This is a genomic window from Nocardia sp. CDC160 (genome assembly GCF_035818795.1).
Taxonomy (GTDB): Bacteria; Actinomycetota; Actinomycetes; order Mycobacteriales; family Mycobacteriaceae; genus Nocardia.
In genome coordinates this window covers 228099-250061 of record NZ_JAYKYT010000007.1, presented here as the reverse complement: position 1 = coordinate 250061, position 21963 = coordinate 228099, and the positions used below count along the sequence as shown (strand labels likewise).

Genomic DNA, 21963 nt, shown 5'->3' with positions numbered 1-21963 from the left:
GCGGAAAAGATCGGAAACACCGACAGGGGGTTGTCGCGAGGCGGGGAGATCGTGGTGGGGCAAGGCAATCCACCAGGACATAGGGGAGATACTCATGAGCACTCCGCCCTTCAACACCGTCGCCTGGTTCCAGGTCGGCAGCAATGAGCCCGAGCAGGTGAAGGCGTTCTACGCCGAACTCTTCGGCTGGAACTTCGCCCCGGATCCGGACGAGGACGGAAAGTACGACATCGTCACCTACCCGGGCAGCGATATGCCCGCGGGCGGCATCGCGCATCAGGACGACGCCTCGGGCAATCACGCCATCTTCTACGTTCTGGTCCAGGACGTTCCGGCCATTCTGGCGGCGGCCGAGAAGGCGGGCGGCAAGGTGTTCGTGCAACCGGTGACCGCCAAGAACGGCCTGGTCTTCTCCGAACTGCTCGATACCTCGGGCAACCGCTTCGGCATCTTCAGCCCGCCGCCCGGCAACTGAGCGGCACCGGTCGCGGTTAGCCTGTCACCGAAGCGTTTTCGATGACAGGAGTGTGGATCGTGGGCATGTTCGATCAGTTCAAGGATGTGGCGGGTAAGGCGGCGGAGCTGGCGGGCCAGCACGCCGACAAGCTGGAACCCCTGATCGACAAGGCTGGCGATCTGATCGACGAGAAGACCGAGGGCAAGTTCGCCGATGCGGTGGACAAGGTGCAGGACGCCGCCAAGAAGGCGTTGCACGAGCAGGCGGGGCAGTAGCGCGAGGCTCGGCCATTGAGCGACCGGCGGCGACGATGCCGCCGGATTCGCACTGTCACAGCCTGATTCGTGGTCCCGCGATCACCACCGGTGGTCGCGATCGTGGTGGCCGGGGTGCTCGCGGTCGTACCGGTCGTGGTAGTGCTCCCAGCAGTACTCCCAGTTGAAGCCGTGGCTGTCGCGATCGCAGTAGTAGTTGTACCAATAGTTGTCATCGTGGTCGGCCGGTGCGAGGCCGCCGCCCGTCCCGACCGGGAGGGCGGAGGCCACACCCGCGCCCACCGGAAGGGCGAACAGGGCGGCCGCGGTGAGGGTCACCAGGCGTTTGGCAATGATCGACATGTGATCTGCTCCTTGGGCTTTCACGGTCCCGGGAGTCGTTCCCGTGAAAACAATGGTGCTGATCAGCGGCCGATTTCTCTGTTCGCCCGGTGACGCTGGAAGTGTATTCGCGCCGACACAACGCCGTCGGCGCGAACACCCGGCCTCAGATGGTGGCGACGTCGATGACGAAGCGGTAGCGCACATCCGAGGCGACCACGCGGTCGTACGCCTCGTCGATGCGGTCCGCGGAGATCACCTCGATCTCCGCGCCGATGCCGTGCGCGGCACAGAAATCCAGCATCTCCTGGGTCTGCGGAATGCCGCCGATCATGGAACCCGACAGCGACCGGCGGAAGCCCGCCAGCGTGGAAGCCCGCACGGTGTAGGGGTTTTCGGGCAGGCCCAGCACCACCAGGCTGCCGTCCAGCTTGAGCAGCCGCAGGTAATCCTCGATCGGCAGGTCGGCGGACACCGTATTGATGATGAGGTCGAAGGAATTGCGCAGCTTCTTGAAGGTCTCGCGGTCACCGGTCGCGTAGTAGTGGTGCGCGCCGAAGCGCACCCCGTCCTCCTGCTTGGACAGCGAGTGGCTCAGCACGGTGACCTCCGCGCCCATTGCGGCCGCGATCTTCACCCCGACGTGCCCGAGCCCGCCCATGCCGATGATCGCGACCTGCTTGCCGGGCCCGGCGTTCCAGTGCCGCAGCGGCGAGAACAGGGTGATGCCCGCGCACAGCAGCGGCGCGGCGACATCCAGCCCGATGCCCTCCGGAATGGACAGCACGAAGCCTTCGGTCACCACGATCTGGGTGGAGTAGCCGCCCAGGGTGCGCCCGCCCGCCTGCTGCGACTCCGGCACCGGGGTGTTGTAGGTCCAGATCGCGGCCCTGGTGCAGTACTGCTGTTCACCGGCCACGCAGGGCTCGCACTCACCGCACGAGTCGACCAGGCAGCCCACCCCGACGCGATCGCCGACCTTGTGGCGGGTCACCGCGGAGCCGACCGCGGCGACGATTCCGGCGATCTCGTGCCCGGGCACGCACGGGTAGGCGGTGCCCTTCCACTCATTGCGGGCGGTGTGAATGTCGGAGTGGCAGATGCCCGCGTACTTGACGTCGATCAGTACGTCGTGCGGTCCGAGCTCGCGGCGTTCGATGGCGATCTTCTCGAAGGCCCCGTCCGGGGCGGATACGGCATATGCGGCAGCTGTGCTCATGCATTCATGCCTACTCCCGCATTCCGGCGGGCACCAACCGGGGTCGGATATATCATCCCGGCGCGGCGCGACGGGCACCCTGGCAAACGGTCGGCATGCTGGCACGATGGCGATCCTGCTCTCCCTGATCTCGATGTGCGCCACGCTGATCGGCGGTCTGATCGCGGCCCGCATCGGCGACCGTAAGCGCCTGGTGCTCGGGCTGGCCGCGGGCGTCATGCTCGGCGTGGTGGCCTTCGACCTCATGCCCGAGTCGCTGGAGGCCGACGATCGGATCGTGCTCGGCGTGCCCGTGCCGCTGCTGGCCGCGGTGGTCGGCTTCTTCACCGTTCACATCATCGAGCGGTCCATGGCCCTGCACACCGGCTACGAGGACGAGTACGTCGCCCACCAGCACGGACACGATTTCAGCTCGCTGGGACTGCTGGCCGCGAGCGGGCTGATCTTCCACAGCACGCTGGACGGCCTGAGCATCGGCTTCGGTTTCCAGGCGGGCGCGGCGGTCGGTGCGGCCGTGGCCATCGCGGTCATCTGCCACGACTTCGCCGATGGTTTCAACACTTTCACCCTCACCACGCTCTACGGCAATGCCCGGCGGCGCGGTCTGATCATGCTGGGACTGGACGCGATCGCGCCCGTGGTCGGCGCGGTGATCGGTACGCTGGTGCAGGTCCCTACCGAACTGGTCGGGCTGTATCTCGGTTATTTCGCGGGATTCCTGCTCTATCTCGCGACGGCCGATATCCTGCCCGAGGCACATGCGGGCAAACCGGCGAGGGGACCGCTGGTGTGCACACTGGCGGGCGTGCTGCTCATGCTGTTCGTGGCCGCCCTCAGCCGCTGAATGGCAGTACTGCGTCACCGAAGTAGCGTCGGGAGGGTCCATGGACGACGGCACACGTCGAGGCCGGGGCGGCGGCCGCATACTGGCCCTGTTCGTCGCCGCGGTCGTCGCCATCACCGGATTCCTCTGCTACCGAGGCGAATTGCCGCGCTGGCCGTTCGCCGACGACGCCACCACCGCCAGCCTCAGCGGCCCCGAACTGCCGCCCCTGGATGTCGAGCTGGTCTCCCGCGTGGCCGAGCCGTCCCTGGTGAACATCACCGCGGGCATTCGTCCCTACGGTTTGGGCGCGGCCGGTTCCGGCATCGTGCTGACCGCCGAGGGCGAGGTGCTCACCAGCCATCACGTCATCAAAGGCGCTGACTCCGTGACGGTTTCGGACATCGGCACCGGCGCGACCTACACCGCCACCGTCGCCGGATACGACGCCGGGGCCGATATCGCCCTGCTGGACCTGAACGGGGCCGACGGGCTGCCGATCGCCCACATCGGCAGCTCCGCCCCGCTGCACCTGGGCGACGACGTGCTGGCCATCGGCAATGCGGGCGGCACCGGCTCACCGACCGCAGTCGGCGGCTCCATCACGAATCTGGATTCGGCCATCGTGGCCCGCAATTCGGCCGACCTGTCGCGAAAGTCGCTGCACGGCATGATCGAAGTGGCGGCCGCGGTGGCCCCCGGGCAATCCGGTGGCGCGCTGGTCGACCGCTACGGCGCGGTCATCGGCGTCATCACCGCCGCCTCGGGGGATCTGCAGAAGACACTGGGCAAGGGCCCCAACGGTTATGCCGTCCCCATCGACACCGCCATGAACGTGGTGCGCCAGATCCGTTCCGGCACACCGACCGACACCGTGCACATCGGACCCACCGCCACCCTCGGCATCCTGACCTCCGACGCCCGGCCCAGCGGCGCGCACATCGACGTGGCCATCTACGGCCAGCCCGCCTACGCGGCCGGACTGGTCGACGGCGAGACCATCACCGCCCTCGACGACCGCCCCATCGCCAACTCGCAAACGCTGAAAGCCGCACTCAACGCCCATAGACCGGACGATGTGGTGCGGCTCGAGGTCAGCGACGCCGACGGCGGACACCGGACGGTGAGCGTGACGCTCACCGTCGGCCCGCCCAACTAGAACTTGCCGTTCCAGTAGTCCTGGAACTTGAGATACACGGTCAGGATGATGATGGCGTAGTAGATGGCGACCAGCGTCCAACGCCACTCCACCAGGATTTGCAGCAGCCCGCGCGAGCGGCCGAACAGCAGTCCGGTCACGATGGCGAACATGGCCGGGGTCACCGCCCACACCACCATGCACCACGGGCACAGCGCGTGAATCTCGAAGGTGGCGTCCCAGACCAGCCAGCCGATGGCGGCCACGCCGAGCAACAGACCCAGCCACATGCCGCCGAAGAACCAGCGCGGCAGGGCGATTCCCACCACCAGCAGCACGCCGATGGTGACGAACACCGAGAAGCCGACCACGCCGATGATCGGATTGGGGAATCCGAACATCGACGCGGACTTGGACTCCATGACCGTCGTGCACGAGAGGGTGGCGTCGATGGTGCACATCGGCTTGTAGTTCGGCTCGGTGAGCGATTTGAACTTTTCGACCAGCAGCGTCACCGACGCACCCCAGCCGATCAACGCGCCCAGCAGCAGCGGCCAAGCCGAGCGCGGTCCCGCCGAGATCATCACTTGGCCGCGTTCTCGATCACCGCGGTCATGCCGCCGGGGCTCATCAGCGACTGGGCGTCCTGCACCTGGGTGCCGTTCACGTACACGGTCGGGGTGGACTTCACGCCGGTGGCGAAGACCTTGTCGGTCTGGGTCTTCACCCAGGAGGTGTACTTGCCGTCCTTGATGGCCTGCGCGACAGCGGGATCGGTGTACCCGGCGTCCTTGGCGATCTGGATGAGCTGGTCGTCGGTCATACCGTTGCCGCCCTCCTTGGGCTGCTTCTGGTACATGGCGGCCAGCCAGCCCTGGAACTTGGTGGGATCGGCCTCGTACATGACATAGGCCGCCGCGGCGCCGCGGGTGGAGAACTGATTGCCGTTCGAAGCGCGGTCCAGGAAGGTGATGATGTTGTAGTCCACGACCGCCTGGCCGCTCTGCACGGCCTTCTTCAGCGCGTCGGCATTGGCGCTCTCGAACATGTCACAGGCCGGGCACTGCATATCGGCGACCACCCGGACATTCACCTTCTGCTTGCCCTCGGGGGCGGGTGCGGCGGTGTTGTCGATGCGGATCGCGCCGTCGGGGGTGAGGTTGGCCGGAACCAGGGCCGCCTGCGCGGCGTCCCAGTGGAAGGTGTTGGCGCCCTCGGCCTTGTCGTCATTGTGCTTGCGCAGGGCCAGGGTGATGCCGATGGCGGCGATCAGGCCGATCAGCACGACGGCCACGCCCACCTGGATGAAGATCTTCCGATTGCGTTCGGCCTGCGCGGCCTTCGCCAGCGGGTTCTTTCCCGTCGGTTTCTTGCTCACCTCTGCGCCACCACGCCTTCCATTCGTCCACGACTCGTGCGCGCCCATCTTCACCCGTGAACCTGAGAGATTCCTGGATATGGACGCGCCGAGTCGTGTGGCGTGTAATTCACCCCTGCTGCAGGCGCTTTTTCTGCTCGTCGATATCGAAGTCCGCGGGCGGCCAGTCCAGCTTCAGACTCTGCAGCGCGTCGATGAGCAATTCGGTGACGGCCAGGCGCGCGTACCACTTGTGATCGCAGGGCAATACGTACCACGGGGCGTACTCGGTGTTGGTGCGGTCCAGGACCGCCTGGTACGCCTCCTGGTACTGCGGCCAGTACGCGCGCTCGTCGATATCGCCCGGGTTGAACTTCCAGTACTTGTCGGGCCGTTCCAGCCGCTGCATGAGCCGCTTCTTCTGCTCGTCCAGCGAGACGAACATGGCCACCTTCACCACGGTGGTGCCGTCGTCGACGAGTTTGCGCTCGAACTTGTTGATCTCGTCGTAGCGCTTGCCCCACACCTCGGGGGCGACCAGCTCGTGCACCCGCACCACCAGCACGTCCTCGTAGTGCGAGCGATCGAACACGCCGATCTGCCCGCCCCTGGGCAGCTGCTTGCGAATTCGCCACAGGTAGTGGTGCTTGCGCTCCTCGGCGGTCGGCACCCCGAAGGCCGCGTGATCGACACCCTGCGGATCCACCGACCCGATCACGTGCCGCACGATGCCGCCCTTACCGGCGGTGTCCATGCCCTGCAGGACCAACAGGACACTGCGGTTGTCGCCGGAACGGCCATTGGCATAGAGCTTTTCCTGCAGATCCGACAGCACCTCGGCGCGCTCGGCGAGCAGGGCCTCCCCGGCCTTCTTGTCGCCCTTGAAGCCGGGCGTCGCGGATGTATTGAAATCCTTCACCTCGACGCCATCGGCGCGTAGTGCCTTGGTTACCGGTTTCGACCAGGATGTCGCCTTCGCCATCAGTCATGGCTAGCACACGCGGGGGATTCGCGCAGGCAACCGCGCCGAATCAGACCCGCGCCAAGTGCACCAATTGCGCGGCCAATTCGGCATCGGTGACCGGGGTCAGGGTCAGGTCCGCGGCGGTGGTGAGCAGGTAGCGGCCGTCACCGGAGAAATCCAGCCAGGTGCGATGCCGGGTCGGCGGGGAGAGCGGATTCGCGGGTTCGACCGTGACGGTGATGAATCCGCGTCCGTCCACCGGTTCCCGCAGCTTGCGACGGAAGCGGTCGGCCTGCGCGCCGGTGCCGGAGGCGTCCGGATACAGCACCGCCTGCTGCGGTTCGCGCAGCGGTTCCAGCCGACCCGGCGGGGCGGAGCCGATGATCTCCACCAGCTCGCGGCCCAATTGCTCGGCGGGACACAGGGATACGGTCACCGTGTCCGGCAGCGAGACCAGAATGCCCGCGCGCTGCTGGGCCACCGCCGCGAACGCCAGAATGCGGCGCGCCTGCGGCCCGGCCGTGCGCTCGCCATAGAGGGTGACGGTGGTGGTGTCGGTGCGGGCGCACAGCGCCAGGGCCGCGGCCAGTTCCGGATCGGTGCGGCGCAGGAAGCGCGGCGGCGGCGTGCCCCACGGCGTACCCGTGTCTCCCGACGCCCCGAATCGCGTTGTGCCCGCGCCGCTCTCGGGTGCCGCGGGACTGGTATCGAGCGGATACGGCCGCCGGGCCAGATCGGTTTCGCGGGTCCAGATCATCGCGAACTCGTCCGGGGTCAAGATCCATTTCATGTGGCCGACCCCCCTTTCTTCGGTCACCTCCGTCCCGTCCGCGACCCTACCGGAGAGATTCTGCGGGTGCTGGGTGTCATTGGAGAGCTCGATCTGTGACCTGTCGCACTTTGTGAACACCGTTGCTATCGAACAGGTTCGACCGGGGGAGTCAATCGCCTTGCCGCGTGGCGTAATCGGCGAGTCCGGTGAGCGCGGTATCGAAATCGCGAGTGGCGGCCCCGATGACCCGGGCTCGGACCGTCTCCGGCCGCTCGCCCGCGAGAATGCCGCGGCGGATCTCGGCGTGCAGGGCGCGGTCCAGTCCGGCGAGAATTGCGGCGACCAGCCGCGGGGTCGGGTCGTCCGGGGTGGCGTGGGTCGCCTCCGAGAGGGCTTGCGCCAGTGCGGCTTCGGTTCGTTCGCCGAGCTGGCGTAGGCGGGCCTGCAGGGCGGGGCTGTCATCGATGAGCTGCCAGAACGCGGTGGCCGCGGGGGACAGGCCCAGGGTGGGGTCGTCGGCGCGCAGCCGTTCGAGGAAGCCGCGGCGCACGGCGGCCGCCGCGGATTCGCCCGGTTCGCGTTCGCGGACCGCCTTGGCGAGGCGGTCGGCCACCTCGTCCTGGCGGTCGAAGAACAGGTCCTCCTTGGTCGGGAAGTAGTTGAACGCGGTGTTCACCGAGACGTTCGCGGACCGCGCCACCTCGGCCACGGTCACCTTGTCGAAGCCGCGTTCCAGGAACAGCGTCATGGCCGCGTCGGCGAGCGCGGTCCGGGTGGCGAGCTTCTTCTCCTCGCGTAGTGCCAACGGCCTCTCCTCACTGTCGGAAGCAGTATAGGGGTGACACTAAAATTGGTGTGACACCAAAATTCGAGGTACGGTCGGGACATGACGCTCAGATTCGGTATCTACGCGGGTGGACTCGGCGAAGATCAGTTCCGTCGCACGACCCCCGGCCCGGCCGAACGATCCGATCGGATCGCGGACGCCCTCGACGCACTGCACGGCGAACACCCCTTCGTGGTGCGCGGCTACGTCCAATACAGCGATGCCCTACGCGGCAATCGCGAAGCCCCGCCGCGCCCGTGGCAGTACGCCACCGGGCGGCGCAAGCTCGATCTGGTGGTGTGCTTCCGCGAGCCGGGCCAAGATCTCACGGGCTGGCTCGAGTTCCTGCGCGCGCAGATTCGCGAGCACGGGCCGGTGCTCACCACGCTGCAGATCGCGGAGGAGCCGAATCACTCCGGTCCGGGTGGGGACGGCGGGCAACCGGCGGTCCGGCAAGCCGTCATCGAGGGCGTGCGCGCCGCGCGGGCGGAGGTGGACCGGCTCGGTCTGGACGTCCGGATCGGCTGCAACTCCTCGGTGATACTCGATCCGGCACAAGAGTTCTGGACCGATCTGGGTCGCCGCGGCGGCAGCGAATTCGCGCACGCGCTCGACTATGTCGGCCTGGACTTCTTCGCCGACGTCTTCCGCCCGATTCCGGCCGACGGACTCGAGGCCGCCGTCACCGCGGTACTCACCGGCTTCCGCCGCGAAAGCCTCACGGCCGCGGGCATTCCGGATACGACGCCCATCCACATCACCGAAAACGGCTGGGCCACCGGGCCGAACCGGTCCTATGCGCGTCAGGCCGAAGTGCTCGAGTCGGTGGTGCGAGTGGTCGACGGTCTCGCCGACGAACTCACCATCACCACCTACGAACACTTCGGCCTGCGCGACTCCTACAGCGACCAGGGCGATATGAATCTCGAATTCGGGCTCCTGCGTTCGGATTACACGCCCAAGCCCGCCTTCGACCGCTACCGCGAGCTCATCGCGGAATACAGCGTCACGGGGTAATGCAGCGTCACGGGGTAATACCGCGTCACGCGGTGGTGACCTCGATGGTGATGCCCGCCGCGCGCAGCCGCTCGGTCAGCGCGTCACCCATGGCCGCGGCCGGGGTCAGAATGCCCGCCAGCTCCGGCAGCGTGTCGAAGGCCAGGCACAGGCCGGACTGGCCGAGCATGACCGAGGTGGCCTGGTAGCCGGGATCGCCCTTGCCCGCGAACGTGCACACGTACCGCGCGCCCGAGGTGGTGTTGGCGAAGGTGCGCATGGTGAACCAGCCGCTCTTGCGGGACTGCTCGCTGGGGCCGGTGCCCGGCTTGGGCACGATGCGGTCGATCAGCTTGCGGCCCACCGCCGCCCGCGACAGCACCGCGCCCGCCGCCATGGTGGCCACGATGCCGCCCGCGATACCCGCCGCGATGAGCGGCGCGGTGGCCGACTTCCCCGCGCTCATGACCTCGCGGTAGCGGAAGTTCTTGCCGTACGGCCAGCCCAGCAGGCCATTGGAGCGGCGCACGATCTTGGTGTTGTGCGCGCCCATGATGAAGGTCGCCACCCAGCCGTCCAGGCTCGGGTCGATGGTCGAGGCCCGGGCGAGGGCCTGATCGCTCTGGCGGCCGACATCGGGCTCCATGGCCTTGTCGGGGCTCAGCGAATACGGGTGCGACATGATCGCGCCCTTGCGCGGATCCTCGGCAATGGCCTCCATCATGGCGCGGCCGGAATCGATGGTGCCGCCGCTGGCCCCGCCCTTGAGGCTGGCCACCAGGGTGACATCGGTGAGCTCGCCGGTATTGTCCGCGACCGTGCGCTTGTAGAGCTGGTACACGCTCAGATCCGACGGAATCGAATCGTAGCCACAGGAATTCACGATCTTCGCGCCGGTTTCGGCGGCCTTGTCGCCGAACTGGTCGATGCATTCGCGAATGAACAGCGGCTCACCGGTGAGATCGGCGTAGTGCGTGCCGTTCTCGGCGCACGCCCGCACCAGCGGCAGGCCGTAGCGCAGGTACGGGCCCACGGTGGTGACGACCACCTTCGTGCGCGCCGCCAGTGCGTCCAGGCTGGCCTGATCGGTCGAATCCGCCTGCACCAGCGGCCATTCCGCGGCCGCGGCACCCAGCTCGGAGCGAACCGCGGCCAGCTTCTCCGTCGAGCGTCCGGCCAGCGCGATGCGCGCCCCGGCGGGGGCAGCCTCGGCTAGGTACTCAGCGGTCAGCTTGCCGACGAACCCGGTCGCCCCGAAGAGGACGATGTCGAATTCCCTGTTGACCATTGGTTTTCCCATCCGGTGAGGTGCTCACGCCTTGGCGGCGCGCTTGCGGGTCTTCTTGGTCGGCCCCCCGGTGGTCGGCGTCGGGGTCGGGCGACTCGCCAGCCATTCATGGTGTGCGCGGCCCAGCTCGGTGACCGGCTCGTCACCGTACAGCCACTCCCGGGCGATGCGATGCCAGTTCCCCGTCGCCTCCAGTTGCCCCAGCATGCCGAAGGTGAGGAAGTCGGCACGCCGCGAGAACAGGTGCTCCGGCGGCAGATTCTGCTGCTTCATTCCCGCGAACTCGCTGGCCCGCGGATCCACCGCCAAAACGAACGCGCCGGACGCCAATTCCGGCGTAATGGTCAATTCCTCGTCCACCAGCGCCCATTCGCAGGCCGCCAGCACGTACTCGAGACACTCCTCGGGGGTGATCTCGTCCGGCGATTCGATCACGCCGCGCTTGATCATGAGGTCGCGCAGGTCCTCCGCGCGCTCCTCGGCCGCGGCGCGAATGCAAATGGCCTCGAACTGCACATGCTCGGGATCCATCCGGTTGTAGAGCCCGAAGTCCAGGAACGCCACCCGACCGTCGGCCCCGAGCAGCAGATTGCCCGGATGCGGGTCACCGCAGAACTCGTTGAAGGTGAACAGCGAACCCACGTAGAACCGGTAGATGATCTCGCCGATCCGATCGCGTTCCGCGGCGGGCAGTTCCCGGATCTCCTCGAACCCGCGCCCCGGGAAGTACTCGCTCACCAACACGCGGGTGGTGGACAGCTCCGGATAGGTGGTCGGCACCACGATGAACGGATGTCCGGTGAACAGCGCCGAGATCTGCTGCTGGGTATTGGCTTCCGCGACGTAGTCGAGTTCGCTCTCCAGATTCAGCCGCAGCTCGTCCAGCACGGCCGGGGTCACCCACGGCATGGCCGACTGCAGAATCCGCCGGAACATGGCCAGGTTCTTCAGATCCGCGCGCACCGCCGCGTCGATGCCGGGGTACTGGACCTTCACCGCGACCTGGCGGCCGTCGTGCAGGGTGGCCTTGTAGACCTGCCCGATCGAGGCCGCGGCGATCGGCTCCGGATCGAACTCGGCGAAAACGGCTTCCAGCGGCTTGCCGAAGTCCTCCTCGATGACGGCCTTCATGACCTCGAACGACACCGAGGGCGCGCTGTCGCGCAGGACCGCCAGCCGTCGCTGGAAACGCTCCCGATGCTGCGGCGGCACCAAATCCAGGTCCAGCACGGACAGCATCTGCCCGAGCTTCATGGCCACACCCTTCATGGTGCCCAGCACCATGACCATCTGCTCGGTGGCCCGGATCATGGACTCCTCGGCCATCCGCGCCCGCACGGCCTCCGAACGGCCGCGCATCGAACGTCGAGTCTTCTGGGCCCGCAAGGCATTCCCCGCGACGGCCATCCCCAGCTTCGTCCCCCGCGCGAGCCTGGATGTAGGCAGCTCTTTCGCCATCAGTGACCCTCCATGGGAGCCAACACCCCCGTTGGTGCCGACACGGCGGAAAACCGTCGGTGCGGTCCGCCACGAATCAGCCTAACCACACTGCGAACTCGAGTGCTAGCTGTCAGCTAGCAGTATTTTCCGGATCCGGTAGGACATGCGGACGCGAGTTGAAGTAGTGCCGATCGCCGCCCGCGCGGACCATTCCCTCGATGGCGCTCCACGCCATCATCGTCAGGTAATCGAGCATTTCCTCGCTGGACATGGTGCGGTTGGAGATCCACCAGTCCGTCGCCAGCTGCACGCCGCCGACCAGTACGTACGACCACAGCATCGACCCCTCGGTCTGCACATTGCGGTCGAAGGCCTTGTCCACGATGACCGCCGAGACCACCTGCGCGAACAGCTTCTCGAAATCGGCGAGGGTGGAGGTGTCGGTGGCCGAGCCGTTGCCCATGATGAACCGGTAGACATCGGTATCGGAATCGACGGTGTGCACGTACGCCGCCAGCGTGTTGCGGACCAGCTGATACTCGTCGAGGTCGTCGCTGATGGCCTCGTAGATGCGCGGCATCAGCGTGGTCTCGATGAACCGCTCCATGGTGGCGCGGGTCAGGTCCTGCTTATCCGAGAAGTACCGGTAGAGCACGGTTTTGGAGACGCCGATCTCGGCGGCGATCTCGTCCATCCCGGCGTCGCCGCCGCGCTTGCGGATGGCGGCCAGGGTGCCGTCCACCAGCTCCTCGCGGCGATCGATCTTGTGCTGCTGCCAGCGGCGTTTGCGGCCGTCGACCCGACCACCGCGTGGGGTAGTGGCCGCCTCCATGGCGGCACCTACGGTGCCTTTGGTGGTCACGCTGCGTTGGCTCCTTGTTCGCGTCCTGGGCCTGGGCCTATTCAGCTTAAGCCTCCCATGCTGTGGATCGGCGCCGTTCGGGACGGGCCCGGTGGCGGGGAGTTCGTCACACCACGCGCCAGAATGGAAGATATGGAGCAACCTGTCGGCAGTGCCGGGGTACTCGACACCACCGAGCCCGGGCCCATGAAGACCACACCGCCCGGCGGCGGGGCGTTCGCCGATTTCCTCGACGAAGAGGGCAAGAAGCGGGAGCTGTGGCGCATGAAGGCCATTGCCACCGGCTTTCTGGCCGCCGCCACCCTCATCTATATCCTCTGCGCCTGGGCCACCTCCCGCGGCGGGGCCGGGGAGTGGGTCGGCTATGTGAAGGCGGCCTCCGAGGCGGGCATGGTCGGTGCGCTGGCCGACTGGTTCGCCGTCACCGCGCTGTTCCGGCATCCGCTCGGGCTCCCGATTCCGCACACCGCCATCATTCGCAAGAAGAAGGACCAGGTCGGCGCGGGCCTGGGCGAATTCGTGCGCGAGAACTTCCTCTCACCCGATGTCGTTGCCACCAAGGTGAATTCGGCGCAGATTTCGCTGCGCCTGGGCCGCTGGATGGCCGAACCCGCGCACGCGGAACGCATTTCCGATGAGAGCGCGACGATTCTGCGCGCGGTCATCGGCGTGTTGCGCGACGAGGACGTCGAGCAGATCATCGACAACACCATCGTCAAGCGGATCGCCGAACCGCTGTGGGGTCCGCCCATCGGCAAGGTGCTCAACGAGCTCATCGCCGACAACCGCCAGGCCCCGCTGCTGGATCTGCTGGCCGAGCGCGCGCACCAGTGGGCGCTGGATTCGCAGGAGACCCTGGACCGCATCGTGAATCGCGACGCGCCGTCCTGGGCCCCGAAATTCGTGAATTCGCTGCTGGCCGAGCGCATTTATCGGGAGCTGGTGGAATTCACCTGGAAGGTCCGCACCCAGCCCGATCACGAGGTGCGGCTGGCGGCGAATCGATTCCTCGAGGATTTCGCGCACGACCTGCAATACGACGACGCCATGATCGAGAAGGCCGAGAAGATCAAGACCGAGCTGATGACCCGCCGCGAGGTCAACGGTCTGGCACAGGCCACCTGGCGCGCGGCCAAACGCATGATCCTGGAATCGGCCGAGGACCCGAATTCCACGTTGCGCCGCAAGGTGTCCGATAACGTGCAGCAGTTGGGCGAGCGGCTCTCGAGCGATCCGGAGATGCGCGACAAGGTCGACGGTTGGATCGAGCGCGGTGTCCGGTACCTCATCGCCAACTACGGCGCGGAGGTCGCGACGCTGGTCAGCGACACCGTTGCTCGCTGGGACGCGGAGGAGGCCAGCCGCAAGATCGAATTGGCGGCGGGCAAGGATCTGCAATTCATTCGCATCAATGGCACGGTGGTCGGTTCGCTGGCGGGTCTGGTCATCTACGCGATATCGCATTTGCTGTTCAATGGCTGATCAAACGTCCAAATAGCGCCTCGAGTGGAGCGCTATCGGTTTGCCGAGATGGTGCTAGCAGAGCGCTTGCAAGAGCTAGCACCCCGCCCTAGAATTGACCGTACAACCGCCGGAAGGTGAGTGATGAAGCACGATCCCGAGGTTCCCGAACCGATCGAAGGCGACGCAGCGGAGACGTCCGCCGCCGGAGACCGGTCGGGCCGCGTAGCCAACGCGGCTCACGACATCGGGGGCTTCATCCGGGCGCAACGCGAGGCCGCCCAGGTCTCCTTGCGTCAGCTCGCACAACTGGCGGGGGTGAGCAATCCGTACTTGAGTCAGATCGAGCGCGGGCTGCGCAATCCGTCCGCCGAGGTGCTCGCACAGATCGCGAAGGGTCTGCGGGTCTCCTCGGAGGTCTTGTACATGCGGGCCGGGTACCTCGAGCAGAGGCCGCACGGCCCTGTCCGGGATGCCCTACTGGCCGACGTCAATCTGACCGAACGCCAAAAGCAGGTCCTCCTGGACATCTACGAATCGTTCCGCCGGGAAAACCAGGTGGACGAGGACAGAGGGGACGCAACGGACCTTAAGGGGGGCGTTCCCGGGGGAGACAGGGACAACGAGGTTCCGCACCGCACAACCGAAGTTCCGCCACGCCAGGAGAACGAACCATGACCGAGCCCAAGCTCACCACCACCGTGACCAAGCCGCTCTACGCCACCGTCGGTGCGGGCGACGCCCTCTACGCCACCGTGCTGGACGTCGTCTCGCAGATCCGCGAGCGCGCCAACTCCGCCGACGTGCAGGGCCGTATCGAAGAGGCCCGCGAGCGCTTCGCCAACCTCCCGGCCGACGTGCAGGGCCAGGTCGAGACCCTGCGCCAGCGCGTGCAGGCACTGCCGTCCGAGCTGCCCGAGGACCTGGCCGAGCTGCGCGAGAAGGCCACCCCCGAGGAGCTGCGCAAGCTGGTCGACCAGTACTACCACCAGCTGCTGGACCTGTACGCCGACCTGGCCGCCCGCGGCGAGGAGACCGTCGAGAAGCTGCGCCACAGCGAGTACGTCGAGTCGCTGCTGAACCAGGATGCCGTGGCGGCCGCCCAGGACGCCTTCGACAAGGCGCGGGCGCAGGCCGAGGCGGCCTTCGAGAAGGCCTACGAGCAGGTCGGCCCGTACATCGGCCTGACCGGTAAGGAAGAGGCCCCGGCCGAGGACGCCGTCGACGCCGAGGTCGTCGACGTGACCACCGAGACCGCTCCGGTCGAGGACGAGGCGCCCGTGAAGAAGGCCGCGCCCGCCAAGAAGGCCCCGGCCAAGAAGGCTCCCGCCAAGAAGGCCGCGCCTGCCGCGAAGAAGTAAGACGAAAGTCCTCGCGTTTCACGCGAAAGAGCTTGTGGCCCTCGCATACAACGGAGTATGCGAGGGCCACTGCCGTTTGCGGGGCGGCGATTCGCCGCGTGTGAACGTTGCGTCAAGGAGTTCGTGTCGCGCCGAGAACCCCTGGTGGCCAGGGCTTCGCTCCGTATGATGGATCGGGTGATGGGAATTCCCAGCTTGATTCTGTGGGTGTTGCAACTGTGCGCGCTGGGCATGACGGTGTTCGCCCTCGTACACGCGATTCGTCAGCGTCCGGATGCCTTCACCGCCGTGGACAAACTGACCAAGCCGGTCTGGATCGCGATTCTGGCGGCGTCGCTGGGTGCTCTGCTGCTGGCCCAGACTCCGGTAGGGCTGCTTGGCATCGCCGCGGTCGTGGCGACCGGCGTCTACCTCGCCGATGTCCGCCCCAAGGTGGATGAGATTCAGCGCGGGCCGCGCTGGTAACCGGCTCCCGATACCTTCGGCCGTCACTCGGATCTTCCGGGTGGCGGCCGATTTTTTTCACCGCAATGTGCTGGCCAGGGGTGAAGTCGGTTCCGACTCGGAAACTTTTCGGGTGCTTGCACTAGCAAGCACCGGGTGAGCGAGTTAGTGTATCGATCAGTAACACAAAGGAGTGTCCTATGTGGGCCATGCTGCCTCATCCTGCGGACCTCGGCCGAAAGGTCCGCGATCGACTGCGCGAACACCGCGCGGACCTGCGCACCCGGACCTACGGCAATGCCGACCTGAACCCGCCGACCGGTCCCTGCGAGGTCGTACCGGTCACCACCTCGGACGGCGCCCACCTGCGGGTGCACGCCTACGGCCCCGCCGACGGCAATGTGCTCGTGCTGGTGCACGGGTGGACCTGCTGCCTCGAATACTGGAACCCCCAGATCAATGCCTTCGCCGGTGAATACCGTGTGGTCGCCTACGACGTGCGCGGCCACGGCGAGAGCGAATCCGGCAGCGCTCCGCTCACCGTCGACCAGCTCGCCGACGATCTGGCCGAGGTGCTGGACGCGGTCCTGCGACCCGGGCAGCGCGCCGTCCTGGTGGGACACAGCTTGGGCGGCATGACGATTCAGGCGTGGGCCAAACGGTATCCGCAGCGCGTGAACAAGCAGCTGCTGGCCGTGTTGCTCACCAATACCGCCGCCGGTGACCTGATCGCCGAGACCACCGTGGTGCCTTTCTGCAACCGGGGCCTGATCAAGTTGCCCTACGTACTCGGCAAGCTGGGGTTGAGCGCGCCGATCGTCTTCCCGCCCATCGCACCGGTGAAGTGGCTGTTCCGCCGCGGCATCATGAGCCTGGCGGCGGTCGGTGACATCGCCGACTTCGGCATGAACATTGTCCGCTCCTGCCCGGCACGGGTGCGCGGCCGCTTCGGAACCCTGCTCTCGTCCCTGGATGTCGGGGGCGGCGCGGCCAAGCTGACCGTGCCGACCACCATCATCGCCGGGGCGGACGACGATATGACCCCGCCCGTGCACGCGGAGCGGATCGCCGAAATCCTCACCGAGACCGGAAGTCTCGATGGTTTCACCATTCTCCCGACGGGGCATCTCGGAAATGTGGAGGCATACCAGGAGTTCAATGTCGAACTCGCCCGGGTTGCCAAGTCCGCGTTCGGGATTCCCGCGCGGGTGGTGGGTGCCTGAGGGTGGGACCAAATCCCACCCTTGGTGCCCTATTCCGGGGCGGTGGCCGCCTCGACCATGGAAGTGAAGCGAAAGATATATGGCGCTTGCACTAGCAAGCACCTCGGCTAGCGCGCTACTGTGGTCTGGAACACAAAGGAGTGCTCATGTTGGTGAAACTGCCGGAGGCGGGCGTGGATGCGCTGACCGCCCCCTTTCGCCCCGGACTGCGGTCGCGTCGTTACCGGACGGCCTCGCTCAACACACCGCGTCCCGCCGAAATCATCCCCGTAACCACCCGTGACGGCGCGAAACTGCGCGTGCACGCCTACGGTCCCGCCGACGGCGAGGTCATCGTGCTGGCCCACGGCTGGTCCTGCGCCATCGAATACTGGAACCCGCAGATCAACGCCTTCTCAGGCGAGTATCGGGTGATCGCCTTCGATCAGCGCGGCCACGGCGAAAGCGAGAGCGGCACACGGCCTTTCAGCGCCGACCAGTTGGCCGACGACTTCTCCGACATTCTCGACGCCGTGCTGGCGCCGGGGCAGCGGGCGGTGCTGGTCGGACACAGCATGGGCGGCATGACCATTCAGGCCTGGGCGCGGAAGTACCCGGAGCAGGTGCGGTTCCGGGCCTCGGCGGTCCTGCTGGCCACCACGGCCGCGCGCCAGATTCCCACCCGCGCCACCGTGATTCCGATCCTCAACGACGTGATTCCCGGTCCGGAATGGCTGGCGGTCGCGCTCTTCGGCACACCGGTTCCGCTGCCCGGCGGCGCGGCCGTCAACCTCATCGCCAAGCATCGGTTGGCGAATCCGGCCGCCACCCGCGACGAGGTCCGCTTCGGCGTCTCCATCGTCCGCTCCTGCCGTCCGTCGGTGCGCGCGGCCGTGGCCCGGGGTCTGGTCAAGCTCGACTTGCACGGTGCCGCGGCGAATCTCACGGTGCCGACCACGGTCATCGCGGGCTCCTACGACAAGCTGCTGCCGGAGGTCCACTCCCGCGAGATCGCCGACACCCTCGCCGAGGCGGGCTATCTGGATCGCTACAGCGTGCTGCCGACCGGTCACCTGGTGAACATCGAGGCCGCGCACGCGTTCAATATCGAACTGCATCGCGTCATCCGGGTCGCCCGCCGCGGCACGATGGCCACCGCGGTCTGATCCGTTCCGCGACAGGACTATTCGAAGACGACGGTGCGACGCCCGTGCACCAGCACGCGGCCCTCGAGATGCCAGCGTAGGCCGCGGGCGAGCACCACGCGCTCGATATCGCGGCCCTGGCGGACCATGTCGTGCACGGTGTCGGAATGGTCGATGCGGATGACGTCCTGCTCGATGATCGGGCCCGCGTCCAGCTCGGCCGTCACGTAGTGGCAGGTCGCGCCGATCAGCTTCACGCCGCGCGCGAAGGCCTGGTGGTAGGGCCGCGCGCCGACGAAGGACGGCAGGAAGCTGTGGTGGATATTGATGGCCTTGCCCGCCCAGTGTTCACACAGCTGCGCGGGTAGCACCTGCATGAAGCGGGCCAGCACTACGGCGTGCGGGTCGTGGGCGTCGACCAGTGCGCGCACCTGCTCGAAGGCCGGGCCGCGCTCGGCCGGATCCTTGGGGAACGGCACGTGGTGGAACGTGATGCCGTGCGCCTCGGTCATTCCGGCCAGGTCCGGGTGATTGCCGATGACGGCCTCGATGGTGGCGGGCAGTTCGCCGTTGGTGGCGCGGCCGAGCAGGTCGTGCAGGCAGTGGCCGTCCTTGGAGACCAGCAGCACCGCGCGGCGGCGTTCGCCCGAGTCGATGAGCTGCCAGTCGGTTTCCGGGCCGAGGTCGGCGGCGACGGCGGTGAATCGGTCGCGCAGCTCGGTCAGGTCGAACGGCACGGTCGCGGCCTTGATGGCCTGCCGGGTGAAGAACCACCCGGTCTCCAGATCGGAGTGGTAGCCCGCCTCCACGATCGAGCCGCCGAAGTCGGCGATGAACGAGGTGATGCGGGCGATGATGCCGGGACGGTCCGGGCAGCCCAGGGTGAGCACGTAGCGACGGTCGTCCGGGGTGGAACTCATTCGGACATCTTCCCAGCAACCGCTCGGCACGGGATCAAAGGGGTGAATCAGTGCTTCCGGTCACAGGGCGTAAAAGGCGTCGGCGTAGTGGAAATCGCCCTTGATCTCGAGTTCGTAGGCGGTCAGGGGACGGACCTGGAAGTGGGAGGTCCAGTCCGCGACATCGGGGAGGATGCCCAGCCGGGTGCCGGGGACGAAACCGAAGCGGGGGTAGTACTCGAGGCTGCCGAGCAGGCCGACCAGCGGCTCGTCGAGGGCGTCGGCCGCGCCGAGGGCGGCGTGCATGAGGGCCGATCCGATGCCCTTGCCCTGGTGGGCGGGCAGCACCCCGATCGGGCCCAGGGCCAGCACCGGGAACGGCCCCACGCCCGCGCGGGTGAGGCAGACGTGGCCGACCACCTGATCCTGGAATTCCGCCACCAGCGACAGGGTCGGAATCCAGGCCGAGCCATCGTCGCGCAATCGGTGCACGAGACCGACCTCGACCGGGTCGGTGGCGGGATTGGCTGCATCAGCGGAGGGATTGGCTGGGTCAGCGGAGGGATTACCGGGGGAGCGCTCGAAGGCGCTGCGATGCACCGCGTCGATCGTTACGGCATCGCCGGTACGTTCACGACGGATCAGCACGCCTACAAGCATGCGTGACGGCGGCTGCGGCCCGCAACGAAATTCGCCGGGACGGTGCTGGATCGTGAGGATGTGCCAAACTCGGTGCTCATGGCACAGATTTCCCGCCGTGACGTGGCGGCGATGATCGATCACACCCTGCTGGCCCCCGAGGCCACCCCCGCCGACGTGACCGCGCTCGTGGACGAGGCGCGCGAGTTGGGGGTGCTCGCGATCTGCGTGTCCCCCTCCATGCTGCCGGTGCGCGCGCCGGGTCTGGTGGTGGCCACGGTCGCGGGTTTCCCGTCCGGCAAACATCATTCGCTGGTGAAGGCGGCCGAGGCCCGGCTGGCCGTGGACCAGGGCGCGGCCGAGGTGGACATGGTCATCGATGTCGGCGCGGCGCGGGCGGGGGACTACAACGCGGTGCTGGCCGACATCGTCGCGGTGCGGGAGGCCATGGGGGACACGGCCTTGCTCAAGGTGATTCTCGAAAGTGCCGCGCTCGACGACAAGGCCATTGTCGAGACCTGCCGGGCCGCCGAACTGGCGGGCGCGAACTTCGTGAAGACCTCCACGGGTTTCCATCCCGCGGGCGGGGCCAGCGCGCACGCGGTGAAGCTGATGGCCGACACCGTCGGTGGACGACTGGGCGTGAAGGCCAGCGGCGGCATCCGCACCGCGGCGCAGGCGGCGGAGATGATCGCCGCTGGCGCTACGCGGCTCGGGTTGTCACGGTCTCGTGAAGTGCTGGAAGGGTTTCCGGTCTAGCAGGTCACGTTCTGCTGCTGCCCGTTCTGGTCGGCGGCCTGCAGATCGGCGTGGCCGCCGCGCAGCGAGACGTGCAGCCCGTCGTTGGTGACCTCGACCTTGGTCGGCTTCAACCCCATCGGGTAGCTCTGCAGGCTCTGGGTCATGAGATCCACGATGCCCGAGACCAGATCGGTGGGCAGCCCGAAGCCCATGAGCGAGGCCTGCAGGGTGTCGACCTGGATCTTGTCGCCCACGATCTTCGGCTTGACCTGCAGCTGGGCCAGGCCGCCCAGCACCGCGAAGCTCAGCGTGCCCGAGTTCGGGTCCGAGGTCGCGCCGGAGACCAAGCCGCCCAAGGTCTTCGTGATGCCCGCGTTGCTCCAGGTCACCTCGGCGGTGGAGCTGCCGACGGTGGCGCCCTGCTGGCCATTGTCCTTCAGCTCGACATCATTGAAGGTGGCGTGCACGACCATGTCCTGGGCCGGGCCGAACTTGGTGTCGTCGCTGTCGACCGTCACCGAGGACACCTTCTTGTCGAACATGGTGAGTAGCAGCGGTTTCCAGCCGAAGGACACATCGATCTTGGAGCCCATCTGGGCCTCGAACTGCGAGCTGATGCACGACTCGTACTTGTGCCGGGCATAGGCCTCGCCACCGGCCAGGCCGCCCGCCACCAGCAGCGCCACCACCAGGCCGACGATCAGCAAGGTCTTCTTGCGATTTCGGCGCATACCGGGCGAACCTCCCTGTCCACCACCGACATTCACCGGCGGTGGCGGGGTGCCGGGCGGCTGCTGGAAACCGCCGGTCGCGCCCTGGGCGTAGGCGGGGTCGCCGGTGTAGCCCATGCCATTCGGCAGGGGCGCGGTCGCGTTCGGTGGATAGCCCGCCTGGTCGGCGATCGGGTGACCGCCGCTCGCGCCCGGCGCGTAGGCGGCCTCGCCCGGGTGAATGGCCTGGGTCGCCTGCTCGCCGAGCACCGCGGTGGGCTGGTCGCCGTGCTGGGCGGTGGGGTCGTTCCACCACTCTTGTCGGGGCGTCGGCGCTGCGCCTTGGCCGTTCAGCACCTCGGTCTGCGAGTCGTGCTGCGTGCCTAGGACTTCGGTGGGCGCGCTGTCCGGCTTGTCGAGATCGACAGGCCGCCCTTGTGGATCGACAGGCCGCACTTTTTGATCGGCAGGCTGCACAGTGGCATCGGCCGGTTGCGCGGCGGTGTCGCGGGGGGTCGCATCGTTCGAGGTGGGGTCCGAACTCATGGCAGCGATTCTTCCCGAGCTTTCTGTGCGGGCTCTGAGCTTCCCGTGAGGTGTCGGCTCACAGCGCCGGATTGTGA

At 67.2% G+C, this 21963-nt stretch carries 25 protein-coding genes; 12 read left to right on the top strand and 13 right to left on the bottom strand.

Annotated features, from left to right (window positions below):
* The first annotated feature begins 94 nt into the window (after positions 1 to 94).
* Entirely contained in the window at positions 95 to 475 is a 381-nt protein-coding gene (locus tag VMT40_RS34060) for a VOC family protein (RefSeq protein WP_326363531.1), read from the top strand.
* Positions 476 to 516: 41 nt separating this feature from the next.
* Positions 517 to 732 carry an antitoxin gene (locus VMT40_RS34055; protein ID WP_326363529.1) on the top strand — a complete coding sequence of 72 codons (216 nt, stop codon included), beginning with the start codon at positions 517 to 519 and terminating at the stop codon, positions 730 to 732.
* 81 nt (positions 733 to 813) lie between these two features.
* Here the strand turns inward: VMT40_RS34055 and VMT40_RS34050 are convergent, their stop codons facing one another.
* Together VMT40_RS34050 and VMT40_RS34045 are read right to left on the bottom strand one after the other, a co-directional pair.
* Entirely contained in the window at positions 814 to 1074 is a 261-nt protein-coding gene (locus VMT40_RS34050; protein ID WP_326363527.1) for a hypothetical protein, read from the bottom strand.
* A 145-nt stretch (positions 1075 to 1219) separates the two neighbouring features.
* Positions 1220 to 2272 carry an NAD(P)-dependent alcohol dehydrogenase gene (locus VMT40_RS34045; protein WP_326363525.1) on the bottom strand — a complete coding sequence of 351 codons (1053 nt, stop codon included), beginning with the start codon at positions 2270 to 2272 and terminating at the stop codon, positions 1220 to 1222.
* Between the two features lie 106 nt (positions 2273 to 2378).
* Here VMT40_RS34045 and VMT40_RS34040 point away from each other — a divergent pair, with 106 nt between their 5' ends.
* Both VMT40_RS34040 and VMT40_RS34035 read left to right on the top strand, forming a co-directional pair.
* The gene (locus tag VMT40_RS34040; RefSeq protein WP_326363524.1) at positions 2379 to 3116 is read left to right on the top strand and encodes a ZIP family metal transporter; all 738 of its coding nucleotides are present in this window, start codon (positions 2379 to 2381) and stop codon (positions 3114 to 3116) included.
* A gap of 40 nt (positions 3117 to 3156) precedes the next feature.
* Positions 3157 to 4254, top strand: coding sequence for a S1C family serine protease (locus tag VMT40_RS34035; RefSeq protein ID WP_326363523.1), 1098 nt, complete (start codon positions 3157 to 3159; stop codon positions 4252 to 4254).
* Here VMT40_RS34035 and VMT40_RS34030 read toward each other — a convergent pair.
* From VMT40_RS34030 to VMT40_RS34010, 5 genes are all read right to left on the bottom strand, one after another.
* Positions 4251 to 4817: a vitamin K epoxide reductase family protein gene (locus VMT40_RS34030; RefSeq protein WP_326363522.1), complete on the bottom strand. Its 567-nt coding sequence runs from the start codon at positions 4815 to 4817 to the stop codon at positions 4251 to 4253. The two genes, VMT40_RS34035 and VMT40_RS34030, sit on opposite strands and share 4 nt — an antisense overlap.
* The gene (locus VMT40_RS34025) at positions 4817 to 5611 is read right to left on the bottom strand and encodes a DsbA family protein (RefSeq protein WP_326363521.1); all 795 of its coding nucleotides are present in this window, start codon (positions 5609 to 5611) and stop codon (positions 4817 to 4819) included. Before VMT40_RS34025 ends, VMT40_RS34030 begins: the two co-directional genes overlap by 1 nt.
* A gap of 109 nt (positions 5612 to 5720) precedes the next feature.
* Complete coding sequence (locus tag VMT40_RS34020) at positions 5721 to 6572, bottom strand: polyphosphate kinase 2 family protein (RefSeq protein ID WP_326363520.1); 852 nt, start codon at positions 6570 to 6572, stop codon at positions 5721 to 5723.
* Positions 6573 to 6621: 49 nt separating this feature from the next.
* Positions 6622 to 7344: an ESX secretion-associated protein EspG gene (locus tag VMT40_RS34015; RefSeq protein ID WP_326363518.1), complete on the bottom strand. Its 723-nt coding sequence runs from the start codon at positions 7342 to 7344 to the stop codon at positions 6622 to 6624.
* A 151-nt stretch (positions 7345 to 7495) separates the two neighbouring features.
* Entirely contained in the window at positions 7496 to 8131 is a 636-nt protein-coding gene (locus VMT40_RS34010; protein ID WP_326363517.1) for a TetR/AcrR family transcriptional regulator, read from the bottom strand.
* Between the two features lie 81 nt (positions 8132 to 8212).
* On the opposite strand from VMT40_RS34010, the gene VMT40_RS34005 reads away from it, so the two are divergent.
* Positions 8213 to 9169, top strand: coding sequence for a hypothetical protein (locus VMT40_RS34005; RefSeq protein WP_326363515.1), 957 nt, complete (start codon positions 8213 to 8215; stop codon positions 9167 to 9169).
* A gap of 25 nt (positions 9170 to 9194) precedes the next feature.
* Here VMT40_RS34005 and VMT40_RS34000 read toward each other — a convergent pair whose 3' ends face one another.
* The 3 genes from VMT40_RS34000 to VMT40_RS33990 form a co-directional block, all read right to left on the bottom strand.
* A complete protein-coding gene (locus tag VMT40_RS34000; RefSeq protein WP_326363513.1) occupies positions 9195 to 10436 on the bottom strand; it encodes a saccharopine dehydrogenase family protein in 1242 nt (413 codons plus the stop codon).
* A gap of 24 nt (positions 10437 to 10460) precedes the next feature.
* Positions 10461 to 11894 carry an ABC1 kinase family protein gene (locus VMT40_RS33995; protein ID WP_326363511.1) on the bottom strand — a complete coding sequence of 478 codons (1434 nt, stop codon included), beginning with the start codon at positions 11892 to 11894 and terminating at the stop codon, positions 10461 to 10463.
* Positions 11895 to 12006: 112 nt separating this feature from the next.
* The gene (locus tag VMT40_RS33990) at positions 12007 to 12708 is read right to left on the bottom strand and encodes a TetR/AcrR family transcriptional regulator (protein ID WP_326307381.1); all 702 of its coding nucleotides are present in this window, start codon (positions 12706 to 12708) and stop codon (positions 12007 to 12009) included.
* A 162-nt stretch (positions 12709 to 12870) separates the two neighbouring features.
* Between VMT40_RS33990 and VMT40_RS33985 the strand changes: the two genes are divergently transcribed.
* The 6 genes from VMT40_RS33985 (at position 12871) to VMT40_RS33960 (ending at position 18372) form a co-directional block, all read left to right on the top strand.
* Positions 12871 to 14220, top strand: coding sequence for a DUF445 domain-containing protein (locus VMT40_RS33985; RefSeq protein ID WP_442790102.1), 1350 nt, complete (start codon positions 12871 to 12873; stop codon positions 14218 to 14220).
* 123 nt (positions 14221 to 14343) lie between these two features.
* Positions 14344 to 14877, top strand: a complete 534-nt coding sequence (locus VMT40_RS33980; protein WP_326305849.1) for a helix-turn-helix domain-containing protein — start codon at positions 14344 to 14346, stop codon at positions 14875 to 14877.
* The gene (locus VMT40_RS33975) at positions 14874 to 15560 is read left to right on the top strand and encodes a heparin-binding hemagglutinin (protein WP_326363509.1); all 687 of its coding nucleotides are present in this window, start codon (positions 14874 to 14876) and stop codon (positions 15558 to 15560) included. Before VMT40_RS33980 ends, VMT40_RS33975 begins: the two co-directional genes overlap by 4 nt.
* 168 nt (positions 15561 to 15728) lie before the next feature.
* Entirely contained in the window at positions 15729 to 16025 is a 297-nt protein-coding gene (locus VMT40_RS33970; RefSeq protein ID WP_326363507.1) for a DUF2516 family protein, read from the top strand.
* 188 nt (positions 16026 to 16213) lie between these two features.
* Positions 16214 to 17227, top strand: a complete 1014-nt coding sequence (locus tag VMT40_RS33965) for an alpha/beta fold hydrolase (RefSeq protein ID WP_326363505.1) — start codon at positions 16214 to 16216, stop codon at positions 17225 to 17227.
* A gap of 146 nt (positions 17228 to 17373) precedes the next feature.
* Positions 17374 to 18372, top strand: a complete 999-nt coding sequence (locus VMT40_RS33960; protein ID WP_326363503.1) for an alpha/beta fold hydrolase — start codon at positions 17374 to 17376, stop codon at positions 18370 to 18372.
* Positions 18373 to 18389: 17 nt separating this feature from the next.
* On the opposite strand, the gene purU is transcribed toward VMT40_RS33960, so the two are convergent.
* Together purU and VMT40_RS33950 are read right to left on the bottom strand one after the other, a co-directional pair.
* The gene (purU, locus tag VMT40_RS33955) at positions 18390 to 19271 is read right to left on the bottom strand and encodes a formyltetrahydrofolate deformylase (RefSeq protein ID WP_326363501.1); all 882 of its coding nucleotides are present in this window, start codon (positions 19269 to 19271) and stop codon (positions 18390 to 18392) included.
* A 60-nt stretch (positions 19272 to 19331) separates the two neighbouring features.
* Positions 19332 to 19898, bottom strand: a complete 567-nt coding sequence (locus VMT40_RS33950; RefSeq protein WP_326363500.1) for a GNAT family N-acetyltransferase — start codon at positions 19896 to 19898, stop codon at positions 19332 to 19334.
* Positions 19899 to 19988: 90 nt separating this feature from the next.
* On the opposite strand from VMT40_RS33950, the gene deoC reads away from it, so the two are divergent.
* Positions 19989 to 20648 carry a deoxyribose-phosphate aldolase gene (gene deoC / locus VMT40_RS33945; protein ID WP_326363499.1) on the top strand — a complete coding sequence of 220 codons (660 nt, stop codon included), beginning with the start codon at positions 19989 to 19991 and terminating at the stop codon, positions 20646 to 20648.
* Here the strand turns inward: deoC and VMT40_RS33940 are convergent.
* Positions 20645 to 21886 carry an LmeA family phospholipid-binding protein gene (locus VMT40_RS33940; protein ID WP_326363497.1) on the bottom strand — a complete coding sequence of 414 codons (1242 nt, stop codon included), beginning with the start codon at positions 21884 to 21886 and terminating at the stop codon, positions 20645 to 20647. The two genes, deoC and VMT40_RS33940, sit on opposite strands and share 4 nt — an antisense overlap.
* Positions 21887 to 21963: the final 77 nt, after the last annotated feature.